Genomic DNA, 22,487 nt, shown 5'->3' on the forward strand with positions numbered 1-22,487 from the left:
CGGTCGAGGAAATGACGCCGGAGATGAAGCAGGCCTACGAATTCACCCGCGGGCTGCGAGGACTGGTGCCCGGCCCACACAAAATCTGGCTGGCCAACCCGTCGTTATCCACGACTATCGTGCCGACCGGCGCCTACTTCCAGACCAAGTCGACTCTGAGCAAGGCCGAGATCGAAATTGCCACCCCTTTGGTCACCGCGCGATGGCGCAGCGCCTACGAACGCCACCTACGAGCACGAGATCGTCGCCGAGCGCGGCGGCCACCTCGACCCACAGCAGGTCGAAGCGCTCATCGCGGGGCAGCCGACGTCATTCGACAGCCCCCGAGAGCAGGTGGTCTACGAGTTGGCGTCAGCGTTGACCACGCCGCGGGTGGTACCGACCGGACTCTACCGGCGCGCCAGGGACCTGCTGGGCGACGCGGGCATCGTCGGCGTCGCGGTGCGGCTCGGCTGGTTCACCATGGTGTGCATGACGCTGGGCGCCTTCGACGTGCCCGCCAACGCCGAGGGACTGGACCAGTGAGCGGCGCCGCAGAGGGTCTCGGCGGTCGGCTGGACTTGGCCGATCGGGCCGCCCTCGACGACGCCGCGTAGGGGTTGTTCGACGACATCGCGGCCACCGCCGTGGCGTGGGCAAACGGGATTTCTCGCAGCCGGTGATCGACGACCTGGTCGCCGGCGCCGAGCCCGAGGCGTTGACCGACCACCAAAGGACCGCCCACCGCCTGGCACGGGCGCTATCCACCGCCCACCGCGTCGACGGCGCGCTTTATGACCAAACGGTGCAATGGTTCGTCGCCGCGGGTGTTTTCGACACCACCGTGCTGGCCGGCATCTATCACACCGTCTGCGGCATCCTCAACGCCTTCACGATTCCCGCCCCCGATCAGCACCAGCATTGACCGTTCGCGCCGCCCCCGGTGCCATTTCATCGAGAGGACCATGTCTCTTCCACCGCTACCGACGGTGACACTCACCCCTGTGGCTTACTTCCCCAAAAACTACTTCCTGGAGAACCTCGCAGTGCGCGCCGACGGCGCGCTGCTGATCACTGCAGTCTTGCGGCGCGAGCTGTGGTGGGTGCCCCGGCCGCAGCCCGGCACACTCGTCGAGCCCGTCCTGGTGCACACCTTCGATCACCCGGTCACCGGGATCGTCGAGGCCGCACCCGGTGTCTTCGTCATCAACCTCACCGAGGCCTACACCATCGGCGAATCACACCTGGCGAGAGTCGATCTCACCGACTGGGCACCACGCCAGCCGGTGACACCAGAGATCATCTGCACCTTCGACGAACGCGCCCGCGGACTCAACGGCAGCAGGCCGCCCGACGCGACGCGACTGGCCGCGCTGCGAACGGCCTTCTGCCCCCGGCCACGACGCGTCGGTCTGGCTGACCGGCTGGTATCCCGAAACGCCGGCGATGCGGGTGGACTGCGCGCAACGCACCGACGTCACAGGCTACTGGGGCGCCGGCGTTCGAGATCACCGCCGCGCTGGACCCCTTTCATCAGCGGGCCGAATGGGGCGATCTGCACGCCAGCTATGGCGACCGCGTCACCACCAAGGTCATCGAGGACGCCAGCCACGCCCTGTTCCCTGAGCAGCCCGGCGCGCCGTTGCCGCCGCAGTCATCGACTACCTGCGCGGCGTCGACCGGTCCGCCTCAGATTGCCGTTGAGCCAAGCCATGACGTCCCCCGTCTGTCTACCGCCGTCGGCGGATCCAGCACCGGTGATCGATGACATCTTCGGATTCGCAGACGACCGAAAGGTGTTCCGAGCGACTACGCGAAGGAAAGCACCCTGGCAAAGTGGCGCAGTTCGGGTTTCAGTTGAGCAATGCGGCCGCTGCGTGCAGAGAGCGCTGCGATCGTCGGCCGATAAGGAATCCAACAACTGGATGGCCACGGTGTCCAGCTTGACGTTGCTGCGCTGGGACCGTTCGGTCAGTACCGCGAATGCCTCCTCGGCGCCGCAGCCGGTTTGGGCGCGAATCGCTCCCAAACAGCTCATGCTCAGCGCCCTCCTCTGGAGCGGCAACGATCAATGGCACCGACAAACTGGCCTCGATCCCCACCTAGCGGGGGCTGAGCGGCGCCTCAAACCTGCATGCGAGATGCTTTGACCTATGGAGCATTTCCGCCGCGGTGACCTGACCTTTGATGTGCGCGATGCCGGACCGCCCGACGGACCTGTCGTGGTGTTGCTGCACGGCTTCCCGCAACACAACGACAGCTGGAACGCGGTCATCGACCGGCTCACCAGTGCGGGCTACCGCTGCCTGGCGCCCAACCAACGGGGCTACTCATCGGGCGCCCGGCCGACCCGGCGTCGCGACTACCGCATTCCCGAGCTCGTCGCCGACCTTGGCGCACTGATCGACGCCAGCGGTGCGCGGCGGGTACACGTCGTCGGCCACGACTGGGGCGCCGCAGTCGCGTGGACAGCCGCGGCGCAACATCCCGAGCGGCTGGTGACTGTGTCGCCGATATCGGTGCCGCATCCCGCCGCATTCCTCAAATCGTTCACGAACAGTCGGCAGGCTCTGGCGTCTTGGTACATGTACTTCTTCCAATTGCCGCGGATACCGGAGTGGCTGCTCATGCGTCGCAACGGCGCCATTGTCTCCGAACTGCTGCGGCGCAGCGGGCAGACACCAGCGGCGGCCGAACGAGATGCTCGGGCCATGCGCGAGCCGGGAGCCCTGACTGCAGCGATCAACTGGTACCGCGCGATGCCACTTTCCAATCCGCGGGCTATTGCCCAAAAGATCTCTGTGCCAACGCTGTACGTGTGGAGTGATCAGGACACCGCATTACTGCCCAAAGCAGCCCACGACACCGCTCGATACATCAGCGGGGAATACCGGTTCGAGACCTTACCCGAAGTCTCGCACTGGATACCCGACGAGCAACCCGACAAGCTGGCTGATCTGTTGCTCGACTGGTTCGCCGCTCACCCGGCCGGCTAGCGTAGGGGCGGGTATTGCCCAGCTGCCCGCGCGTTACTGTGCTCTGGTCGGCCACAACAAGCTGACAGGAAAGATGAGCGCTTCAATGACCGCAGCAATAGAAACGTCGACAATCGAATCGCGGGTCGGCCATTACTACCAGATGGACGGCACATACCTGGTCGGCCGGGAGAAGCTACGCGAATACGCCCGTGCGGTGCAGGACTATCACCCCGCGCATTGGGACGTCGCCGCCGCCGCGGAGCTGGGATATTCGGACCTGGTGGCGCCGCTGACGTTCACGTCGACCCCCGGCATGACGTGCAATCGTCACATGTTCGAACATGTCGTCGTCGGCTACGACACCTACATGCAGACCGAAGAAGTTTTCGAGCAGCACCGCCCGATCGTGGCGGGCGACGAGCTGCACATCGACGTCGAATTCACGTCGGTGCGCAGCATTGCCGGCAGAGACTTGATCACCGTGACCAACACCTTCACCGACGCAGCCGGCGAGCGGGTGCACACCCTGCACACCACCGTCGTCGGCGTCACCTCCGAGGATCTCGACCCGGCGATCAAAACCGCCGTGCAGAACACGATGATGCATGACGTGGACATCTTCGGAATCGGCGAATCCGAGTACCACAAGACGGTGCGCCCGGACAGCGAGGTTCACATCGCCCGCGAAGGCACGACCCGCACGCCCGGGACGCCGTCGTTCGATAACGTGAAAGTCGGCGACGAGCTACCGACCCGTCACGCCCGCCTGTCCCGCGGCGATTTGGTGAACTACGCCGGCGTGGCCGGTGACGCTAACCCCATCCACTGGGACGAGGGCATCGCCAACCTGGCCGGGCTGCCTGATGTGATTGCCCACGGAATGCTCACCATGGGTTTGGGCGCCGGATTCGCCTCCGCATGGTCGGGCGACCCCGGTGCGGTTACCCGCTATGCGGTGCGGCTGTCGGCGCCCGCGATCGTGTCGGCCACCGAGGGCGCAGACATCGAGTTCAGTGGCCGGATCAAGTCGCTGGACCCGGCAACCCGCAGCGGCGTCGTCATCGTCAGCGCGAAGTCCGCTGGCCGGAAGATCTTCGGCCTCGCGACGGTGAACGTCCGTTTCCGCTGACACCATGTGTTCCGATCACCTTGCTGCCGTGGGCAATACGTGAGCAGGTCGAAGTGCCGCAACACATCGACGTCCTGGAACGGCACGGCGCGCCCGACCCCCTGGAACACGGCGGTGAGTACAAGGTGTCCTCGCCCTGGGCGCTGAGAAAGGACTTCAGCGACTGCGATTCATCTCCAGCGACAACGAGTTTGACCAATGCAGAGGTGTCTAAGTAGATTCGCATCGAGCTACCGCTCATCGCTCCGCAGTCGCTCAAGGGTTTCAGAGGCGCTATGCAAGTATGCCGCAGGTTTGATGTCCTCGATGCTCATCCGACAAACCGCCTTGACAACTTCACCAGCGCTAATCAGGTCTTCCCAGGGATCGCCCGTGATTGGCGCCGGCCGCGCGACGGGATGGCCTCGGTCAGTGATTTCGATCGATTCGCCGGCAGCTACTTCTTCGAGGTACCTTGCTGGCGTGTTGCCGCAACTCCCGCACGCCAGTCGTCTTCATGTGCTACGTGGTAGCACATGTGCGTCGACACCCGGTTGCCTGCCACACCCCCGCCGGCCGATGAAACGGCGCAGAACCCGAACTGGACTCAGCCAGCGCGGCCTACACCGTTAACAGCAGTCGCACTGTTAACATCACGCGATGCAGGACCCGTCGGGGATCGTCGGCCTCCGGCGATCACGCCAGGTTTCCCGGCGTGACGCACTGCGCTACGCCACCGCTGTGTCAGCGTTGGCCGGGCTGGGTGCGGCATCAGCAAATGCCGGTGCCCCCATGGCGGGGGCCGCGACTCCCCAACTGATCGACTTCGCCATGCGCCAGATTCCGGCGGAGCAAATCCGAGCTGCGGGGTATTCCGGTGTCGTCAATTACGTCTCGCTATCGCGTCCCGGCTCGTCGTTTGGCGCCAAGCCGATCACCCGGCCCTACGCCGAGTCGCTGACCGCCGCCGGGCTGGTGATCGTCAGCAACTACCAATACGGCAAGCCGGGCGGGACAGCACCATCGGACTTCACGCGCGGGTTCGCCGGCGGCGTCGCCGACGCTCGCACCGGCTGGGAGCTGCATACCGCGGCCGGCGGCGGCCAAAGCGCACCGATCTTCTTCACCGTTGACGACGACATCAACCGCGACACCTGGAACACCGTCGCGCTGCAGTGGTTTCGCGGAATCAACTCGGTGCTTGGAGTGCAGCGCACCGGCGTCTACGGGGGTATCGATGTGTGCCAGTGGGCCACCGCCGATGGCGTGATCGGGAATTCGCGCACGCCCGGCCACAGGTGGGCCTGGCAGACCCGGTCCTGGTCTCGCGGCCAGATCGACCCCGCCGCAGTTCTCTACCAGCGCGTGGTGAGCACCGCGTCGAACCCAGGCCCGTTGGTCGGCGGGCTCGAAGTCGACGTCAGCGACGTCCTGGCGCCCGATTGCGGCCAGTGGAACCTACATCCGTGAGGTCGCAAACCACTCCAAACGGTCGTGGCAGGACCGGTAAGCGGGATGATTCGGGGTCAAATGGCTGTCGCGCCAGCGCTGCGCGTGGTCCGCTGAAGGCGTCGACTGGTGGATGTGTCCAGTGAAGCGGCGCTGACCTTTCACCGGGCCTGCGGGCTCAACTCAGGCGATGACGTCAGCCGAAGGCCAAGCGCGGGCGAATTGTTGGGGGTACATCGACAACTTGCCACCAACGACGAGATCAAAGAACTCCTGATGCAGACCGCCATCTACTGCGGCGTGCCCGACGCCAACACAGCGCTCCGGACCGCTTCAATGGTGCTCGACGACCTCGACGCGGAGAACTGATGAGCCGCACCGTGATTCACGACGACGCCGCCACCCTGATCGGCGGGTTCGGCATGGCCGGGATGCCCACCGCGCTGATCGACGCACTGATCGATCAGGGCGCCACCGGGCCGACCATCGTCAGCGACAACGCCGGCAACGGGGGCACTGGGCTGGCCGCCCCGCTGGCCGCCGGGCGGGTCGACGAGGTGATCTGCTCATTCCCGCGGCAATCCGACTCCTACGTGTTCGACGGGCTCTACCGGGCCGGCAAGATCCGCCTCGAAACGGTGCCTCAAGGCAACCTCGCCGAGTGCATCAGAGCCGCCGGCGCGGGCGTCGGTGCGTTCTTCTGCCCCACCGGCGTCGGCACGCCGCTGGCCGAGGGCAAGGAGACCCGCGCCGTCGGCGGACGCGACTACGTCCTGGAATAGCCGATCCACGGTGACGTCGCTCTGATCGGCGCGCACGTCGGTGACACCGCCGAAAACCTGTTGTACCGCAAGACCGCCCGCAGCTTCGGACCGGTGATGGCCACTGCCGCCGCGCTGACCATCGCCGAAGTCACGCGCGTCGTCCCCGCCGGAGACATCGATCCCGAGATCGTGGTGACACCAGGCATCTTCGTCGACCGCATCCTCGACCTGTCCGCGGCAACCCACTCGGAGGTGGCATCGTGACCCTGCACGCACCCGTTCGGCCGGCGGTCGAACACCTCGACCGTGGACCGATGAACCGCCGCGAGCTCGCCGCCGTCATCGCCCGAGACATCCCTGCCGGCTACGTCAACCTCGGCATCGGGCAGCCGACCATCGTCGCCGACCACCTCGACCCGACGGCCGGCGTGGTGCTGCACACCGAGAACGGGACGCGCGGCATGGGCGGCAAGGCGACCGGCCAGGCCATCGACCCCGACCTGACCAACGCCGGGAAGGTCCCCGTCACCGAGACCGTCGGGGCGTCCTACTTCCACCACGCCCGGATCGTATTGCTGCGCAAGGCTTTCGACAGTGCTTAGAGGGAGGGAGCCTGTCAGCTGCACTCGTCTTATGGGTGGCACCGCACAGCTCGGCCGCGTGCGATCCCCAATGCTGGCACCAGTATCGCGCTATTCACGCTAGCGCAAATAGCGCGATACTGCTAGCCTACTGATGTGGAGACGACCGTGACCAGCACCGAGGCCAAGAATCGACTCAATGCCCTGTTGGCTGAGGTTGAACGCACCGGCACCACCGTCACAATCACGAATCACGGTCGCCCTGTCGCCAAGCTCGTGCCTTTGCAGCCTGCGCCGCGGAAGTTCGGGCAGCTACCAAACCTTGTCGTGCCCAATGACTTCGACGATCCGCTGCCCGACTCGGAGCTGGCTCGATGGGAAAGTAGTGACTCGTGAATGTGTTGCTGGACACCCACACACTCCTATGGCTCGCGAGCAACCCCTCCGATGTTGATGCCTCCGCACTGGCGATTATCGCCGACTCAGATACCAACCTGTGGGTGACGGCGGCCTCGGCGTGGGAAATCGCCATCAAGACCCGGCTCGGTCGTCTCGATGGTGAGGCACTCCTATCGGCCTGGACCGACATCGTCTCAGACATGAGCACGACCGAGTTGCCTATCGAATCACCCGACGCAATTTTGGCCGGCCGACTTCCCTGGGAACACAAGGATCCGTTCGATCGCGTGATCGTTGCCCAGGCCCTGCGCCGCAACCTCACCATCGCGACCCGCGACGCGAAGATTCTCGACGCCGGCCTCGCCGCTGTCATGCGAGCGTAAGTTACAACCTGGCACTTCGCCTGGATCGTCGTCTTCTGCCGTTCGAGGTTCTCGCCCGACGGGACACTTCATCGCCGGTTCCTCTGGACAATGGTTGCGATGGAGGAGCGATGAGCTGGCACTACCCTGGCGCTACCGACGGCGCGACGACTCCGGATCTTCCCGAAGGCTGGCAAGTCGAGCATTGTTCGGTAGGCCACCTGGTGGTGGCCGTCGCCGGTGAGGTGGACGCGCTGACAGCTGCGCAGTTAACTGCGGCGATCCGCGAGGCGAGGGCGGAGTCGCCTCCCACAGGGGCTGATCGTGGATCTCTGCCAGGTCGATTTCCTGGCGTCGGCGGGATGACCGTTCTTCTCACCGCTCGCAACCAGGTACCGCCGGGTGACGTTTTCGGGGTACGTCGCAGACGGTCCCGCGCGCCGAAGCATGACTGCGCACGGAGTCCAGCGCAGGCATAACGGCCGCGGCGTGCCGTCCCAGCTATGCTTAGCGCCACTGCTCGCCGCTCACCCGTCCTGGTGCGACGACAGGTCCATGCCGGGTCTCACGAAATTGCCGGATCCGCCATCGCTCCGCCATGATTCGTGAAGTTCCGCCACGTTCCGTGAGAACCTACAACACTTGTAGGTTCTCAAGTTCAGCTGCATCTGTCTGCAAACGCTGACCAGGTCTTTTGCGATCTGTCTCACGATGGCAGCGTGGCGGTTCGTCTCACGAAGCGCTTCATTTCCTAGGAGAGAGGGGCGGTAATGCAAGCTAACGCCCGGTCGAGTGCTTCATTGAGGTCGTACCGCCAAGCGCGCAGCAGCCTGGTCACGGACTTGGCTGTAGACATCGACGTTGATAGTCGGCGCTGCCCACAGTGAGACTGCTACGTGGCAAAATCCACGGCGCGTCCACCATGAGGGCCGCCAGCTTGTTCGTGGCACTTCACCCGAATGTTCATATCGCTCCCTTGCCCCGAAGCAACGTCTTTTCCAGTCCCGCGTTTGGTGCTGGACGGTTGCTGCGCCGCAAGTGGTTACGGCCGATCGGTGGCCGACTGGCGTACCCAGCTTCCGGATAGCACCACCCGGGTGACGAAACATGCAGTCGCGCAACGGTACTGGCGGCTACGCTGGTTGATTAGCGTAAGCCAAGCGAGGGCTGCATCGATCCGTTTGGCCTGTCGTGATTTCGTCGATGAGATCATTGAGGCGTGCGGCCTGTCGCGCAACCAATGCGGCAGCGAAACTGGTCCCTGTTACGTGAGTTTCATTGCGGCCTGCAGGAGTCGCCACCTTGAGCCCGTGGCTAAGAGGCGAGAGGCCACGTAACGTGATCGCTTTCTGTGCTGTTGCACCGCCGACACAGATCGCTCCGCCACCGTGAGCCATTACGTCCGGCTTGATGCTGCGGCGATATCCACTTCCCGTCGCTGTCACGAGGCTGATACTCCGACATCCGTCCGCCCGGTCGACAAGGTAGCCCTGCGCAACTGCGTCAGTACCGTCGTCGTGAGTGGCGCACACGATGATTGCATAGACAGCTTCCGCCGGAGCAAGCAGCCTCTGTTCATTCTGTCGATGATCGATGGCTACTAGCAGAATCTGACGCCGGTCAGTTCCCACCGCTCGCGTGAGATCGGTTGACACCAACAGGCTTAGCGCGAGCTTGCCATGATTTCCAGCGGATATTACGACAAGAACACCATGGGAGGTATGACACAACTCGCCACCCCTGCGGCGATGGCCGCGCCGGAGGGGCCTGTGACGCGGTACTTCGAGTTTCATGTTGCCGGCCCCGAACACGACGCTTCTTCAACTCCTTGCCCCGCTCGGGCACCGTTCGCGGCGGGTGGCCGCTCGCCGAGACAGGCGATTGCCGACCTCGTTTCCCCACCCCCGAGTCGGGGGCTGGCCTGGCAGACGTCGCCCCTTCTACCCGCCAGTCCGGCCAAGTCAAACACGTCGGATACCGTTGGGCGGCAGACAAACAGCGCCGAGACGCCGTCTGTGACTTCGCCGGCGACAGACGCCGAGCTAACCTTTGGGCCACCGACCTGTACAACCGCACCCAAGCCATCGGCCACCCTTCAGACCCTCCTCAACCAAGAACCACGAACGGCACCTTGACACAGGGCTACTCATGGGTTTCTCTCCCGGTGCGCGGCGGCGGGCCGTTTCGCTGGCAACTGTCAACGTGCAGCGGTGCTGGCGTGGTGGCGCGATCGTGTTTTCTGTGCGGCTGCCTCAGTCGGAGGACGTGGTCGGTTTAGCCGCGCGGATGATCGCGCCGTGCATTCCTTGGGCGACTTCGTGGGTGAACGTGACGGTGGCATCGGTGAATCCGGCTGCGGCCAGCCCGTCGAGGTATTCCTGGTGGGACAGCGCTCCGGCGATGCAGCCGACGTAGGAGCCGCGTTCGGCGCGCTCGGCCGCACTGAGCTGGTCTTCGGCGACCACGTCGGAGATCCCGATCCGCCCGCCGGGGACCAGGACGCGGAACATCTCGGCGAGCACGGCCGGTTTGTCGGCCGACAGGTTGATCACACAATTGGAGATCACCACGTCCACGGCGGCGTCGGGCAGCGGGATGTCCTCGATGGTGCCCTTGCGGAACTCGACGTTGGTGGCACCAGCCTTGGCTTTGCTCTCCTCGGCCAGGGCGAGCATTTCGTCGGTCATGTCAACGCCGTAGGCGAACCCCTGTGGGCCGACCCGGCGCGCCGACAACAACACATCAATGCCGCCGCCGGAACCCAAGTCAAGCACCCGTTCGCCCGGGCGCAGGTCGGCGACCGCGGTCGGGTTACCGCAGCCCAAGCTGGCCGCGAGCGCTTCGGCGGGAATCTCGGAATGCTCGTCGGTGCCGTAGAGGCCGGCGCCGAAGATGATCCCAACATCGGCCGAGTCGCTTGACCCGCAGCAGCTCGCGGCGGTCAGCACGTCGCTGTTGGTGTCACCGCTACGCGCCGCGGTGGCGGCGGCGCCGTAGCTCGCCCGGACCTGATCGCGCAGCTCGTTGTGTTCGGTAGTCATCCGACCCACTCCTTCCATCGACGGATATCTATGGATTCAGTGTGCATGACTAATCGATGGCTGTCAATGTGTGTCATACTGGGGCCATGCCCGCCACGACCACGTCCCTCACCGAACGCGGCGACTCGCGGCCGGTGGCCGACCTTGCTGCGCGAACACGACGCTTCTTCAACTCCTTGCCCCGCTCGGGCACCGTTCGCGCCGTCCGGCTGCTCGCCGAGATAGGCGATTGCAGAGCTCGTTTCCCCACCCCCGAGCCGCTGGCTGGCCTGGTTCTCTAACTGCAGGGCTGGCATGTTAATGGCCAACGGCTCACGGCTTCGAAGACAGCGGGTCGGCGGAGGAAGCCGGCTGGGGGCACTACAGGAGCCTGCCGTTAGGCACCGGCGCGCCGGCGCTCGTTGTAGGCCGAGGAGCACGCCAACCAGCTGCCGGTTGACAGCAGCGTACCGATGGGCCGGAACGATTCGTCCAGATTCTCGTCCTCTGCGGCTTTGTCGTCTTTCCTGTCGTTGTCGTTCTTTTTGTGGTCGGTCACGGGGCTGATTGCGCTGCGCCCGGTCATCGTTCCCATCAGTGCCTCCTGAAACGCTAGTCCTGGCGACATCGTGGTGACCGCCGGAGCGGCGCTGACACTAGCGGACAGAGCGATTGCGACCGGCTCGACGTCCGCGGCGCCCATCGCCCAGGCCAGCGGCACCGACAACCTGCCCAGTGATGCCGCTTCGCCCAGGCTGGCGGTCGTTCCGCCGAAACCAGACAAGGCGTCAAAAGGCCCGAGCGACTGCAAGTTCAGGTTGCCCGCTATCCCACCGCTTTCCAGGAATCCCCAGCCGACGCCGACGCTCGTTTCGGTGTACGTATCCACTCCCAGGTTGAAAACGTTAGACCCTAGGCTGCCCACGATGTCAGGCAAAGCCAGCGAACTACTGACGCTGCTCAAAACGGAGGAGGGTGTTGTCGATGTACTCGTCGAACCCGTCGTGGTCGTGCTCGGAACACCCAGCGGCGAGGTCAGCTGCTGCAGCGCAGAGGGCAGCGTCGAGGTCAGCTGTGACAAGTCGTGGGCCTGGGTGCTGGTCACGGTGCCGGCGGCGTGGACAACGCTGCCGGCTTGGGCGCTCAGACCGGCCGGGTTGGTAGTCTGCGACGGCTCGTCGAATGGGGTGAGCGTGCCGGCGGACGACGAAGCATTCGCATAGCCGTACATCGCGGTGGCGTCTTGTGCCCACATCTCGGTGTAATGCGCCTCGGCGGCCGCGATCGCCGGGGTGTTTTGTCCGAAGAAGTTGGTCACGATCAGCGCCATCAACAGCGCCCGATTGGCTGCGATCACCGGCGGAGGGACCGTCATCGCGAATGCCGCCTCGTAGGCGGCCGCGGCTTCCCTGGCCTGCGTGGCGGTCTGCTCCGCCCGAACGGCGGCGGTCTGCAACCACGCTACATAGGGTGCGGCCGCGGTCGCCATTGCCGCCGATGCCGGGCCCGACCACTGCTGGCCGGTCAGCCCGGAAACCACCGCGGAATAACCGCTTGCGGCGGACTCCAATTCGACGGACAACGCGTCCCAGGCTGCCGCGGCGGCCAGCATCGGCCCCGACCCGGGGCCGGCGTACATGCGCCCAGAGTTGACCTCCGGCGGCAGCAACGCGAAATCCATCTGTCGTCTCTTTCCCGAGTTAAGCGTTTCGGGTGATGATTTGGCCTGTCCTGCAGGGACCGCCAGTCGGCGAGGGCATCGCGCCGCCCCGCAGGGTCGTCAGCCGACGGCCGGCGACTGGGGCACCACCTTGCGGTTGCGGGAGACGACGTTGCGGGCCGTGACGGCGCCGAGGCCGCGCCCGGCCAGCGTCCCGAGCATGGTTTCACCGAAGGCGCTGCCCGGGATCCCGTCGATGAGGGCCGCGGCTGCCGCGCTCCCGCTGCCGATCGGCAATGTCATGGCGACCGGGGTGATCGCCGACGTCGGCATCGCCCAGCCCTGCGGCACCGACACCGCTCCGATTTGGATCGCCTGGCCCAGGCCCGCCGACACCCCCGCGCGGCCACTCATGCCCAACGAAGACGCCGGCCCTAGAAACGGCGGGCTGAGCGCCTCGACGAGTTTGCCGGGGTTTTGCGCCGCGAATGTGGCCAAGCCCATCCCATTGTTGATATTGCTGATGAGGTCGGCGGCAGAGCTGTAGGAGCCGACGCCGTTGGCGAAACCCTCCACGGGCAGAGCGGCGATATTCGCTAGCTCCCCCGACGTCGATGACACGCTCGTCAAGCCGGAAGCGCCCGTCGTGCCCGGTGACCCCAGCCCCGGTGTGAGCGAGCCCAGTAGCTGCGAGACCGTCGACTGTGCATGCGCGCCCGCGGATGTGCCGGCGACTTGGGCGACCGAGGCGGCCTGGGTGGCCTGCCAGCCCGGGTTGGTCGTTTGCGGCGGATTGGTGAACGGCGTCAGAGTCGATGCGGCCGCCGATGAGGTGGCGTAGCCATACATCGCGGCGGCGTCCTGGGCCCACATTTCGGCGTAGTGGGCCTCGACCGTGCCGATGGCCGGGGCGTTCTGTCCGAAAAAGTTGGATTGGATCAGTTGCGTCAAGAACGTCCGGTTGGCCGCGATCACCGGCGGCGGGACCGTGGCTGTCAGCGCCGCCGAATAAGCACTTACCGCGGCCTTGGTTTGGCTGGCCGTCTGCTCGGCTTGGCTGGCGGTGGTGTGCAACCACGCCACATACGTGTGGGCGGGCGCCGCCATCGCCGCCGCGGACGGGCCTGTCCACGCTCCGCCGACCAACCTCGAGATCACCGACCTGTAACTGCTCGCCGTGATGTTCAACTCGCTGGGCAGCTGGTCCCAAGCTGCCGCAGCGGTCAGCAGCGACCCCGGCCCGGGACCGGAATACATGCGCCCGGAGTTGATCTCTGGCGGTAACGCCCCATAGTCCATGTCCATCAGCAGTTCTTTTCTGGTGTTGGTCGGGCATTTGTTGTCTTTCCACGGGTGGCCCGTAACCACAGTCGCTTCAGCAGATTCCCGCCGGCCGACCGGATCGCGACGGAAGGAGACAGCTCATGGGTCTGCCAGCGGCCGTGGACGCTATGGGTTCATGCCGAGGCCCTTATCGCGTGTCCGACTGTGTCTCATGGGTTTTCGGTTTCGGGTTGGACCGTGGGGAACGGGCTTATCTGTAGAACTGTGTCTTGCTGTCAGTTGGTGAGTCTGCCGGCGAGGTCCTTGACTCGGGTGAAGACCCGCAGCAACTCGCGGCGGTCAGGACGTCGCTGGCCCGGACCTGATCGCGCAGCTCGTTGCGTTGGCGGTCATCCGACCCACTCCTCCCATCGGCGGATGTCTATGGGTGCAGTGTGCACGACTAATCGACGACTGTCAATGTGTGTCATACTGGGGCCATGCCCGCCACAACCACGTCCCTCACCGAACGCGGCGACTCGCGGCCGGTGGCCGACCTTGCTGCGTGCCGCAGCCCGATCACCGACGGCGTGCTGGACGCGGCGGCCGCCGAGCGGCTGGCCGGCGTGCTCAAGGCGTTGGCCGAACCGACGCGGCTGCGGCTGGTGTCGCTGATCGCGGGCCACGAGGGTGCGGAGGCGTGCGTGTGCGAGCTGACCGCGCCGGTCGGGCTGTCCCAGCCGACGGTGTCGCACCACCTCAAGACCCTGGTCGAGGCAGGCCTGCTGGAACGAACACAACGCGGCAAGTGGGCCTACTACCGGGTGGTGCTCGCCACCCTGGATGTACTCGGTGAGGTGCTTGCCGGTACGCGCCGCCACTGACATCCTCAGCAGCCGTCGCCGCCTCCGGCTGGACAGCAGACTTGTCCATATGGGGGGTCACTCGCAGCATCGATGTCCGCCGTCGTTTTATCTGAGGCATCCGAGGCGGCAGCGGTGAATGCTCCGCCGACGAGTCCGTGAGTCTTTGCAATCAACCGCAACTGGGACGGCCCGACGCTCGGCCGCGTCTCCTTAGATTTAGATAGGGTCAGCAGTCATGGTGGCGCGTTCAATTGTGCTATTCGTCCTGGCTGCGGTCGCTGAAATCGGCGGTGCCTGGCTTGTCTGGCAAGGCGTCCGCGAGCAACGTGGTTGGCTCTGGGCGGGACTCGGCGTCGTCGCGCTAGGAATCTACGGGTTCGTCGCCACCCTGCAGCCCGACACCCATTTCGGCCGGATCCTGGCCGCCTACGGCGGTGTATTCGTCGCTGGCTCGCTGGCGTGGGGCATGGCCCTTGACGGATTCCGGCCCGACCGCTGGGATGTGATCGGCGCGCTGGTCTGCCTGGCTGGCGTTTCCGTGATCATGTACGCCCCTCGCGCCCACTAGTGAGCTACGCCGCAGCCGGGGCTTCGCCCGTCGGCGGTGGCCCTTCGGGCAGCACAAACTCGCGGTCTGCCAGGTAGCTCCGAACGCCGCGCCCCGGATCCGGCACGTCGATCTGCCGACGGCTTTGCCCCTTTAGTCTCGGCGCGAGACGAGGTATCTGCCTTCACCATGGTCGTTGCGGCGCGACAACTTTCCGCTAGCCGCGAGCGCCCTTTGGTCCACATTCGGACGAGGATCTGCGCTGGTGACGTGCCGACGGTGGTGGGCATCGTGTGGAACGCGACCCTGACCTTCGTCGCCGTGATCATCGTGTCGCTGGTGCTTGACGAGTCCGGCTTCTTCGAGTGGGCCGCGTTGCATGTGGCCCGGTGGGGACGCGGGCGTGGGCGAGCCCTGTTCGTCCTGATCGTGCTGCTCGGCGCGGCGATCGCCGCGGTCTTCGCCAACGACGGCGCCGCGTTGATCCTGACCCCGATCGTCATGCAGATCATGCTGGCGCTGAAGTTCAACCCCAAAACCGCACTCGGCTTCGTCATGGCCACCGGATTCATCGCCGACACCGGCAGCCTGCCATTGGTTGTGTCCAACCTGGTGAACATCGTTTCCGCCGATTTCTTCCACGTCGGCTTCGCCCGGTTCGCCGTGATCATGGTCCCGGTGGGTGTGGTGTCCGTGCTGGCCAGCCTCGGCGTGCTGATGGCGTATTTTCACCGCTCAATCCCGAGGACCTACGATATGGCCGCGCTGCGCCGCCCGGCGGATGCCATCACCGACCCGCTGACCTTTCGGGCCGGCTGGGCCGTGCTGGCATTGCTGTTGGTCGGCTATTTCGGCGCCGACCCGGCGGGTGTGCCGCTGTCGGTGGTGGCCGGGGCCGGTGCGGTGATCTTGATCGCGGTCGCCGCGCGCCGGCCCGCGTTCGTGTTCTCCGAGCCGGTGCGACAGCCGGTTCCCGCGTCGGGGGGTGCAGGCGGCGCCGGCGAGACGATGCAGGAGCGCTCTTTCGGCGATCCGGTGAACACCGCCGACCTGGCCGATTCCATAGCAGGTCAGGTGATGGCCGAGGGCGGCCGCGGGGGTGCGCCGCGGCGGATTCCGGTCGGCAAGGTCATTCGTGAAGCGCCCTGGCAGATCGTGCTGTTCAGCATCGGCATGTACCTGGTGGTGTACGGCCTGCGTAACCAGGGATTGACCGGCGAACTGGCCAAGCTGTTCGGGTTGTTCGCCCACCACGGGCACCTCGCCGCCGCGCTCGGGGTGGGGGTGGCGGCAGCGGTGTTGTCGTCGATCATGAACAACATGCCCACCGTGCTGGTCGCCGCGCTGGCCGTCGGCGCCGTCAGCGCGACCGGGCTCGCCCACGACGCGATGGTCTACGCCAATGTCATCGGCTGTGACCTGGGCCCCAAGATCACCCCGATCGGCAGCCTGGCCACCCTGCTGTGGCTGCACGTGCTCGACCGCAAGGGCATGCACATCGGCTGGGGCCGCTATTTCCGCACCGGCATCGTGCTCACCGTCCCGGTGTTGCTGGTCACCTTGCTTGCCTTCGCCGCCTGGCTGACCGTCGTCGGCGCCTAGACCGCTGGTTTCGATAAAGACCCGAAAACACATCGTTCACCTGCCCAAGCAGAGGAGAAAGTGAAGATGAGCAAAATTGAGGTATTCGAACCCGCGCTATGCTGCGCCACCGGCGTGTGCGGTGAGGATGTCGACCAAGACGTGGTGACGTTTTCCGCCGACATGGACTTCGTCCGCAGTCACGGCGGCGAGGTTCTCCGCTACAACCTGGCAAGCGAACCCCTCGCGTTCGCCGAAAACGATGCGGCGAAGGCGTTTTTGGAGGTTGCCGGCTCTGAGGGGCTGCCGCTGATCCTGGTCGACGGTGTCACCGCGATGACCGGCCGCTACCCCGACCGCGCGCAGCTGGCCCGCTGGGCCGGCGTGGCGGCCGACGAAGCCGCCTCGCCGGTGATGCTCGGCGTCACCGAAACAGACGCAGGCGGCTGCTGCGGCGGCGCAGACACCACCTGCTGTTGAGAAGGGTTGGGACATGACGTTTTTGGACAACACGCCCCGGTTCATGTTTTTCACCGGCAAGGGCGGGGTCGGTAAAACCTCCACCGCGTGTGCCACCGCGGTCACCCTGGCCCGGCAAGGAAAGCAGGTGCTGCTGGTCAGCACCGACCCGGCCTCCAACGTCGGGCAGGTGTTCGGAATCACCATCGGCAACACCATCACCGAGATTGGCGCGGCCGCCGGGCTTTCGGCGTTGGAGATCGACCCGCAGCAGGCGGCCGAGGCCTACCGCGAACGCATCGTCGGTCCCGTGCGCGGGCTTCTGCCTGAGGCCGAAATCCGGTCGATCACCGAACAACTGTCCGGATCGTGCACCACCGAAATCGCCTCGTTCAACGAGTTCACCGAACTCATCACCGACTCCAGCGGCGACGTCAGACGCTTCGACCACGTGCTGTTCGACACCGCCCCCACCGGACACACCATCCGGCTTTTGCAGCTGCCCGGCTCGTGGACCGATTTCCTCAACGACGGCAAGGGCGACGCCTCCTGCCTGGGACCGCTGTCGGGGCTAGACAAACAGCGCGCCGCCTACGCCGACGCCGTGGCGGCGCTGGCCGATCCGGCGCGCACTCGGCTGGTGCTGGTTTCGCGAGCCCAAAAATCGGCCCTCGCCGAAACCGCCCGCACCCGTCGGGAACTGGCCGCGATCGGGTTGACCCGCCAGCATCTCGTCATCAACGCTGTGCTGCCGGCCCCCGCCGACGACGCCGATCCGCTGGCGGCGGCGATCTATCGCCGCGAACAGGACGCGATCGCGCACCTGCCGGCCGATTTAGCCGAGCTGCCCATCGACCAGGTCGAACTCAAGGCCACCAACGTCATCGGCGCAGAGGCGGTGGCCGCGTTGTTCACACCCACCGCGGCCCCGCCAGCCGCTCCAGCCGGGTCCGATGCCGGATCGCCGTCGACCGGGGCCGCGCTCACCGATCTGATCGACGAACTCGCCGGCCAGCCCCACGGCTTGATTTTGTGCATGGGCAAGGGCGGCGTCGGTAAGACGGCCATCGCCGCGGCGATCGCGGCCGCACTTGCCGGTCGCGGGCGCCAGGTGCACCTGACCACTACCGACCCCGCCGGGGACCTCACCGACACCCTCGACCCGGACCTGCAGAACCTGCAGGTATCCCGGATCGACCCGGCCCACGAGACCCGCCGATACCGCGAGCATGTACTGGCCACCAAGGGCGCCGCACTGGATGCCCAAGGCCGCGCGATGCTCGCCGAAGACCTGCGCTCACCCTGCACCGAAGAGGTCGCCGTGTTCCAGGCTTTCTCCCGCGTCATCGGCGAATCACGGCGCAAGTTCGTCGTCGTCGACACCGCGCCCAGCGGGCACACCCTGCTGTTGCTCGACGCCACCGGCTCCTACCATCGCGAGGTCGCCCGCCAACTAGGGGACGCGCATTTCGTGACGCCGCTGATGCGGCTGCAAAACCGGCAAGAAACCAAAGTCGTCATCGTCACGCTCGCCGAGACGACACCGGTCGCAGAAGCCGCCGGCCTGCAGGACGAGCTCGAACGCGCCGGCATCCACCCCTGGGCGTGGGTGATCAACAACTCGCTGGCCGCGGCCAATCCGAGCGCACCGCTGCTCAAAGCGCGCGCCGCCGCGGAGCTGCCGCTGATCGACAAAGTGAAAACCGAGCTTGCCGAGCGCACCGCGCTCGTCCCCACGCTCGCCACCGAACCCGGTGCGATCCCCGATCTGCAAGCGCTGGGCGCGACCCAAGCCACGACAGCCCGGTAGCCTCCCGGCCGCCTCGGCGTGTGCCGCACAAAGCTTCGCCACCTCGAATCAGGAGCTCACTCATGGCCACTCGCCACGTCCTTGCGATCGGCGGCAGCGACGCCGGTATCAGCGCCGCGCTGCGCGCCCGCGAACTCGACCCCGGCGCCGATGTCACCGTCGCCGTCGCCGACGCCTACCCCAACTTCTCCATCTGCGGGATCCCCTACTACGTCTCCGGTGAGGTCACCCACTGGCGAAACCTGGCGCACCGCAGCACCGCCGACCTGGAAGCCACCGGCATGAGATTGCGCACCGACACCCGGGTCGCCGCCATCGACGCGGCCGCGCACACCGTCGATATCCTCGACGCTTCCGGTGCGGCAAGCCAACTGGGCTACGACGCTTTGATCGTGGGCACCGGCGCGGTGAGCGCAGTGCCGCCGCTGCCCGGCCTGGTCGGACCCGGCGCGCTGGGCCCGCACGACGGAGTGCACCTGCTGCACTCGATGGGCGACACCTTCGCGGTGATGGAGTCGCTGACCACCCGCTCCCCGCAAACCGCGGCCATCATCGGCGCCGGCTACATCGGTTTGGAGATGGCCGAAGCGCTGACCACCCGCGGTATCCGCGTCACCCAGATCGAAGCCCTGCCCGAGGTCTTGCCGACGGTCGATCCCGAACTCGGGGGCCTGGTTCGCGCTGAACTGCACCGCAATGGCGTGGAGGTGCTCACCGACACCACGGTCACCGCGATCGCGCGCACCGAGAACGGCGCGCTCACCGTGACCGCCCGCCATCGCGGCCAAACCATCACCCGCACGGCAGATTTCGTGCTCGTCGTGGTCGGTGTGCGGCCCGACACCGAACTGGCGGCGCGCGCCGGCGCCCAACTCGGCGCCAACGGCGCCATCGTCGTCGACGAAGCCATGCGCACCAACCTGCCCGACGTTTTCGCCGCAGGCGACTGCGTGCACACCCATCACCGGCTGCTCGGCGCCACCTGGCTACCGCTGGGCACCACCGCGCACAAACAAGGCCGAGTCGCCGGGGAAAACGCCCTCGGCGGCAACGCGCGCTTCGGCGGCAGCCTGGGCACCCAGGTGGTCAAAGTGTTCGACCTCGTCGCCGCGCGCACCGGGCTGCGCGAACACGAGGCCCGCGCCGCCGGGCGCGGCTGGGCACCGGCCACCACCGCCAGCGTCTGCGACGATCACAAGGCCTACTACCCGGGCGCTACCCCGATTCACCTGCGGATCACCGGCGACCAAACCAGCGGGTTGCTGCTCGGGGCCCAGCTCGTCGGACACCGCAGCGCCGAAATCGCCAAACGCGTCGACACCTACGCCGCCGCACTGTTTCACGCCATGACCGTCGAGGCCGTCAGCGAACTCGACCTGTCCTACACCCCGCCGCTCGGATCACCCTGGGACGCTGTGCAACTCGCCACCCAACAGTGGGTGCGCGACCATCACCCGGCCCCCCGGCCAGGCGCACCACAACAGGCTGCTGCTCTGTAGGCGATCTCGATCGCAGCGAAGGTCAGTCGTGGGCCCGAAACCGCTCGCTAACCCCGTTTTCCGCACAGATCGAGCGTAGGGCCTGATTTCAGGGGCGGGCTGCCGCGCGTCGTTGCTGTGGTAATCCGTCGCGGGAGCCGAGTGTTGGATTCCGATGGGCATGGTTGGTGGCCTCGACGGATGGTGTGTGGCGTGAGTATATACGGCCAACCCGCGCAACTGTGATGGAGCCGGCGTGTACGTTAAGCGCCACACGGTGGTCAAAGGCGACAGGCGTTACGTGTATCTGCGGCTGGTCGAAGCGTATCGGGACGGCGACGGGCAGGTGCGCCACCGGGTGCTGCAAACGCTGGGCAGCGAGGACGAGCTGAAAGCGTCGGGCCAACTCGAGCAGCCGGCGGCCTCGTTCGCGCGGCTGTATCCCCCGCCGGTCGGCCCTCGCCGCCACGTCGGGCCGCTGCTGCTGGTCCGCCATTACCTGGCCCGGCTGGACCTGGTCGAACTCATCGACGCGGCAGCCCCGATGCGGGGGCGGGCCATGCTGACCCACGGGCAGGTGATCGCCGCGCTGGTGGCCAACCGGCGATCTCCCGGACGGGGAGGAGGAAATAATTTATTAAGTATCCACAAGAAATCCGGGAATGCAGTTATCACTGCCGAAAATTGGCGCATCGTCATTCGTTCATGCATGGCGAACGTCACCGACTGGATGAGTTCCGGGGCGGAGGCGCCGAAAATATGCGCGCCTTTAATCAGCCCCGTTTGGGCATCGAAAATGACTTTTGCGATCCCTACGGGTTCTCCCATGACGAGAGCCGCTGGGCAGATGTGGCGATACTCTACCTTGTGCACGCCCGTCACGGTCACGAGGATTTCGACGCTACGCGATGGGTGGTCAGCGCCGGCGGACGCATAGCAGTCACGGTGTGGGTCGAAGATTTCGTCCTTGTTCCAGTCGACCGCCCAGCTGCACCGGGCCTGTAGCGGTGAGACATCGAGCGACCGTTCGTGCCCGTGCGGCCAGCTGGGCCAGCGCAGCACTGGAATACGTTAGCGACTTGAGGATCGACTTCCGACAATTTGTTGTCAATGACGCGAGCTAGTGGCAGGCTTGAGCCGCACCGGGTCACCAGTGCAGATCCTCGTCCGAATGTGGACTAAAGGGCGCTCGCGTCGAGCGGAAAGATGTTGCGCCGCAACGACGATGGTGAACGCAGATACCTCGTCTCGAGCCGAGACCAAAGGGCGAAGCCATCGGCAGATTGACGCGAGGGATCCGGGGCGCGGCGGTCGGAGCTAGATGGCAGACCGCTACTTTGTGCGACCCGAAGGGCCACCGCGGCCGGGCGAAGTCCCGGCTGCGGCGTAGCCCACTTGGTCGAATCACCCGCTGAGACCCTGGCCACGCTGAAGCACGGCGAGCACGTCCGTTACCGGCGCGCGTGTGCGCAGACGACGTGGCGCGGTCTCGCAGCACTGCGCAGACACCGACCGCAGCTGATCGGGTGGTGGCACCGGGGACGAAGCCCGGCTAGACTCAATGCCAGGAAGTTAAGGGTGTGACTATTGAGTCAAGCGCGACACGCGGGGCATTCGGGGCTGTTGCGGTGAGATAGGTGCGGCTCCTGGTAGAAGAACGATCGCCAAGATCACGTTCTACCGAGGAGCCGCGATGCCGGGATTGTGCCATGCCCGTCGAGCCCGGGGCCGGGCGTGATGCCCGCGCCGCGATGAGGCGGGTTGTCGAGACCGTGACCAGGACGGTCACCGTCGCGGCTGGCGTGTTCGCGCCCGGGCACCTGGGTGAGCTGACCCGGCAGGCGCCGTTCGAGTTGGTGGATTCGGTGTTGGAGCAGGCCCGGGCCGCCGAGCGGCGGTTGCGGGAGCTGCCGTCGCGGGTGGGGGTGTATTTCGATCTGGCGCTGGGCCTATACCCCGGGCTGGGATACCGCAAGGTGTGGGACAAGCTGACCTGCGCCCTGGATCCGGGATCGGCGGCGCCCTCGGCCACGGCGCTGCGCGCCCTGCGGCGCCGCCTCGGCCCGGCGCCGGTGCAGGCGCTGTTCGAGGTGCTGGCCGAACGGTGGCCTTCGACGGCTGTGTCTCGACCAAAGTCCCCGACACCGCGGCGAACCGGTCCTTAGCTGGGCAAGCTGAACGCT

The 22,487-nt window shown here is 66.1% G+C and carries 21 protein-coding genes and 5 pseudogenes; 21 read left to right on the plus strand and 5 right to left on the minus strand.

Going from position 1 to position 22,487, the window contains the following annotated elements:
* The first annotated feature begins 177 nt into the window (after positions 1–177).
* From M5I08_RS24140 to M5I08_RS24190, 11 genes and pseudogenes are all read left to right on the plus strand, one after another.
* Positions 178–525 carry a carboxymuconolactone decarboxylase family protein gene (locus M5I08_RS24140; RefSeq protein ID WP_219068248.1) on the plus strand — a complete coding sequence of 116 codons (348 nt, stop codon included), beginning with the start codon at positions 178–180 and terminating at the stop codon, positions 523–525.
* A 106-nt stretch (positions 526–631) separates the two neighbouring features.
* Entirely contained in the window at positions 632–904 is a 273-nt protein-coding gene (locus M5I08_RS24145; RefSeq protein WP_219068247.1) for a hypothetical protein, read from the plus strand.
* A 64-nt stretch (positions 905–968) separates the two neighbouring features.
* Positions 969–2,129, plus strand: coding sequence for a hypothetical protein (locus M5I08_RS27375; protein ID WP_249763001.1), 1,161 nt, complete (start codon positions 969–971; stop codon positions 2,127–2,129).
* A gap of 3 nt (positions 2,130–2,132) precedes the next feature.
* A complete protein-coding gene (locus M5I08_RS24155; RefSeq protein ID WP_219068245.1) occupies positions 2,133–2,975 on the plus strand; it encodes an alpha/beta fold hydrolase in 843 nt (280 codons plus the stop codon).
* Between the two features lie 85 nt (positions 2,976–3,060).
* Positions 3,061–4,086, plus strand: a complete 1,026-nt coding sequence (locus tag M5I08_RS24160) for a fused (3R)-hydroxyacyl-ACP dehydratase subunits HadA/HadB (protein ID WP_219068244.1) — start codon at positions 3,061–3,063, stop codon at positions 4,084–4,086.
* Positions 4,087–4,725: 639 nt separating this feature from the next.
* Positions 4,726–5,535, plus strand: a complete 810-nt coding sequence (locus M5I08_RS24165) for a DUF1906 domain-containing protein (RefSeq protein WP_219068243.1) — start codon at positions 4,726–4,728, stop codon at positions 5,533–5,535.
* A gap of 108 nt (positions 5,536–5,643) precedes the next feature.
* Positions 5,644–5,883, plus strand: coding sequence for a carboxymuconolactone decarboxylase family protein (locus M5I08_RS24170; protein ID WP_249763002.1), 240 nt, complete (start codon positions 5,644–5,646; stop codon positions 5,881–5,883).
* Positions 5,883–6,542: pseudogene (locus tag M5I08_RS24175) on the plus strand (3-oxoacid CoA-transferase subunit A). Before M5I08_RS24170 ends, M5I08_RS24175 begins: the two are co-directional and overlap by 1 nt.
* 50 nt (positions 6,543–6,592) lie before the next feature.
* A pseudogene (locus tag M5I08_RS24180) lies at positions 6,593–6,841 on the plus strand (sugar phosphate isomerase family); the annotation flags it as partial.
* A gap of 174 nt (positions 6,842–7,015) precedes the next feature.
* Positions 7,016–7,255: a type II toxin-antitoxin system Phd/YefM family antitoxin gene (locus M5I08_RS24185; protein WP_219068242.1), complete on the plus strand. Its 240-nt coding sequence runs from the start codon at positions 7,016–7,018 to the stop codon at positions 7,253–7,255.
* Positions 7,252–7,641 carry a type II toxin-antitoxin system VapC family toxin gene (locus M5I08_RS24190; RefSeq protein WP_219068241.1) on the plus strand — a complete coding sequence of 130 codons (390 nt, stop codon included), beginning with the start codon at positions 7,252–7,254 and terminating at the stop codon, positions 7,639–7,641. The genes M5I08_RS24185 and M5I08_RS24190 overlap by 4 nt, the downstream gene beginning before the upstream one ends.
* 1,112 nt (positions 7,642–8,753) lie before the next feature.
* Here the strand turns inward: M5I08_RS24190 and M5I08_RS24195 are convergent.
* Positions 8,754–9,413 carry a S8 family serine peptidase gene (locus M5I08_RS24195; protein ID WP_249763003.1) on the minus strand — a complete coding sequence of 220 codons (660 nt, stop codon included), beginning with the start codon at positions 9,411–9,413 and terminating at the stop codon, positions 8,754–8,756.
* Positions 9,414–9,439: 26 nt separating this feature from the next.
* Between M5I08_RS24195 and M5I08_RS27380 the strand changes: the two are divergent.
* Positions 9,440–9,712, plus strand: a pseudogene (locus M5I08_RS27380) (transposase); the annotation flags it as partial.
* Between the two features lie 160 nt (positions 9,713–9,872).
* On the opposite strand, the gene arsM reads toward M5I08_RS27380, so the two are convergent.
* Positions 9,873–10,661 carry an arsenite methyltransferase gene (gene arsM, locus M5I08_RS24205; RefSeq protein ID WP_219068239.1) on the minus strand — a complete coding sequence of 263 codons (789 nt, stop codon included), beginning with the start codon at positions 10,659–10,661 and terminating at the stop codon, positions 9,873–9,875.
* A 167-nt stretch (positions 10,662–10,828) separates the two neighbouring features.
* Between arsM and M5I08_RS27170 the strand changes: the two are divergent.
* Positions 10,829–10,933 (plus strand): annotated as a pseudogene (locus tag M5I08_RS27170) (transposase); the annotation flags it as partial.
* Between the two features lie 104 nt (positions 10,934–11,037).
* Here M5I08_RS27170 and M5I08_RS26415 read toward each other — a convergent pair.
* A complete protein-coding gene (locus tag M5I08_RS26415) occupies positions 11,038–12,321 on the minus strand; it encodes a PPE family protein (RefSeq protein WP_219068238.1) in 1,284 nt (427 codons plus the stop codon).
* A 99-nt stretch (positions 12,322–12,420) separates the two neighbouring features.
* Positions 12,421–13,668 (minus strand): PPE family protein, encoded by a 1,248-nt coding sequence (locus tag M5I08_RS26420; protein WP_219068237.1) that lies wholly within the window; start codon positions 13,666–13,668, stop codon positions 12,421–12,423.
* Between the two features lie 395 nt (positions 13,669–14,063).
* Here M5I08_RS26420 and M5I08_RS24235 point away from each other — a divergent pair, with 395 nt between their 5' ends.
* From M5I08_RS24235 to M5I08_RS27500, 7 genes and pseudogenes are all read left to right on the plus strand, one after another.
* Positions 14,064–14,447 (plus strand): ArsR/SmtB family transcription factor, encoded by a 384-nt coding sequence (locus M5I08_RS24235; RefSeq protein ID WP_219068236.1) that lies wholly within the window; start codon positions 14,064–14,066, stop codon positions 14,445–14,447.
* 217 nt (positions 14,448–14,664) lie between these two features.
* Entirely contained in the window at positions 14,665–14,997 is a 333-nt protein-coding gene (locus M5I08_RS24240) for a YnfA family protein (protein WP_219068235.1), read from the plus strand.
* Between the two features lie 249 nt (positions 14,998–15,246).
* Positions 15,247–16,578 carry an arsenic transporter gene (locus M5I08_RS24245; protein ID WP_219068234.1) on the plus strand — a complete coding sequence of 444 codons (1,332 nt, stop codon included), beginning with the start codon at positions 15,247–15,249 and terminating at the stop codon, positions 16,576–16,578.
* A gap of 66 nt (positions 16,579–16,644) precedes the next feature.
* Entirely contained in the window at positions 16,645–17,037 is a 393-nt protein-coding gene (gene arsD, locus M5I08_RS24250; RefSeq protein ID WP_219068233.1) for an arsenite efflux transporter metallochaperone ArsD, read from the plus strand.
* A 13-nt stretch (positions 17,038–17,050) separates the two neighbouring features.
* Entirely contained in the window at positions 17,051–18,826 is a 1,776-nt protein-coding gene (gene arsA, locus M5I08_RS24255) for an arsenical pump-driving ATPase (protein ID WP_219068232.1), read from the plus strand.
* A 62-nt stretch (positions 18,827–18,888) separates the two neighbouring features.
* Positions 18,889–20,325, plus strand: a complete 1,437-nt coding sequence (locus M5I08_RS24260) for an FAD-dependent oxidoreductase (RefSeq protein WP_219068231.1) — start codon at positions 18,889–18,891, stop codon at positions 20,323–20,325.
* Between the two features lie 280 nt (positions 20,326–20,605).
* Positions 20,606–20,674: pseudogene (locus tag M5I08_RS27500) on the plus strand (IS1634 family transposase N-terminal domain-related protein); the annotation flags it as partial.
* A 125-nt stretch (positions 20,675–20,799) separates the two neighbouring features.
* Here M5I08_RS27500 and M5I08_RS27175 read toward each other — a convergent pair.
* Positions 20,800–21,132, minus strand: coding sequence for an oxidoreductase dimerization domain-containing protein (locus tag M5I08_RS27175; protein ID WP_370328671.1), 333 nt, complete (start codon positions 21,130–21,132; stop codon positions 20,800–20,802).
* An 881-nt stretch (positions 21,133–22,013) separates the two neighbouring features.
* Here M5I08_RS27175 and M5I08_RS24270 point away from each other — a divergent pair.
* Positions 22,014–22,469, plus strand: coding sequence for a transposase domain-containing protein (locus tag M5I08_RS24270; RefSeq protein WP_219068229.1), 456 nt, complete (start codon positions 22,014–22,016; stop codon positions 22,467–22,469).
* Positions 22,470–22,487 lie beyond the last annotated feature (18 nt).

It is taken from the genome of Candidatus Mycobacterium methanotrophicum, from assembly GCF_023515995.1.
GTDB classification, from domain to species: Bacteria; Actinomycetota; Actinomycetes; order Mycobacteriales; family Mycobacteriaceae; genus Mycobacterium; species Mycobacterium methanotrophicum.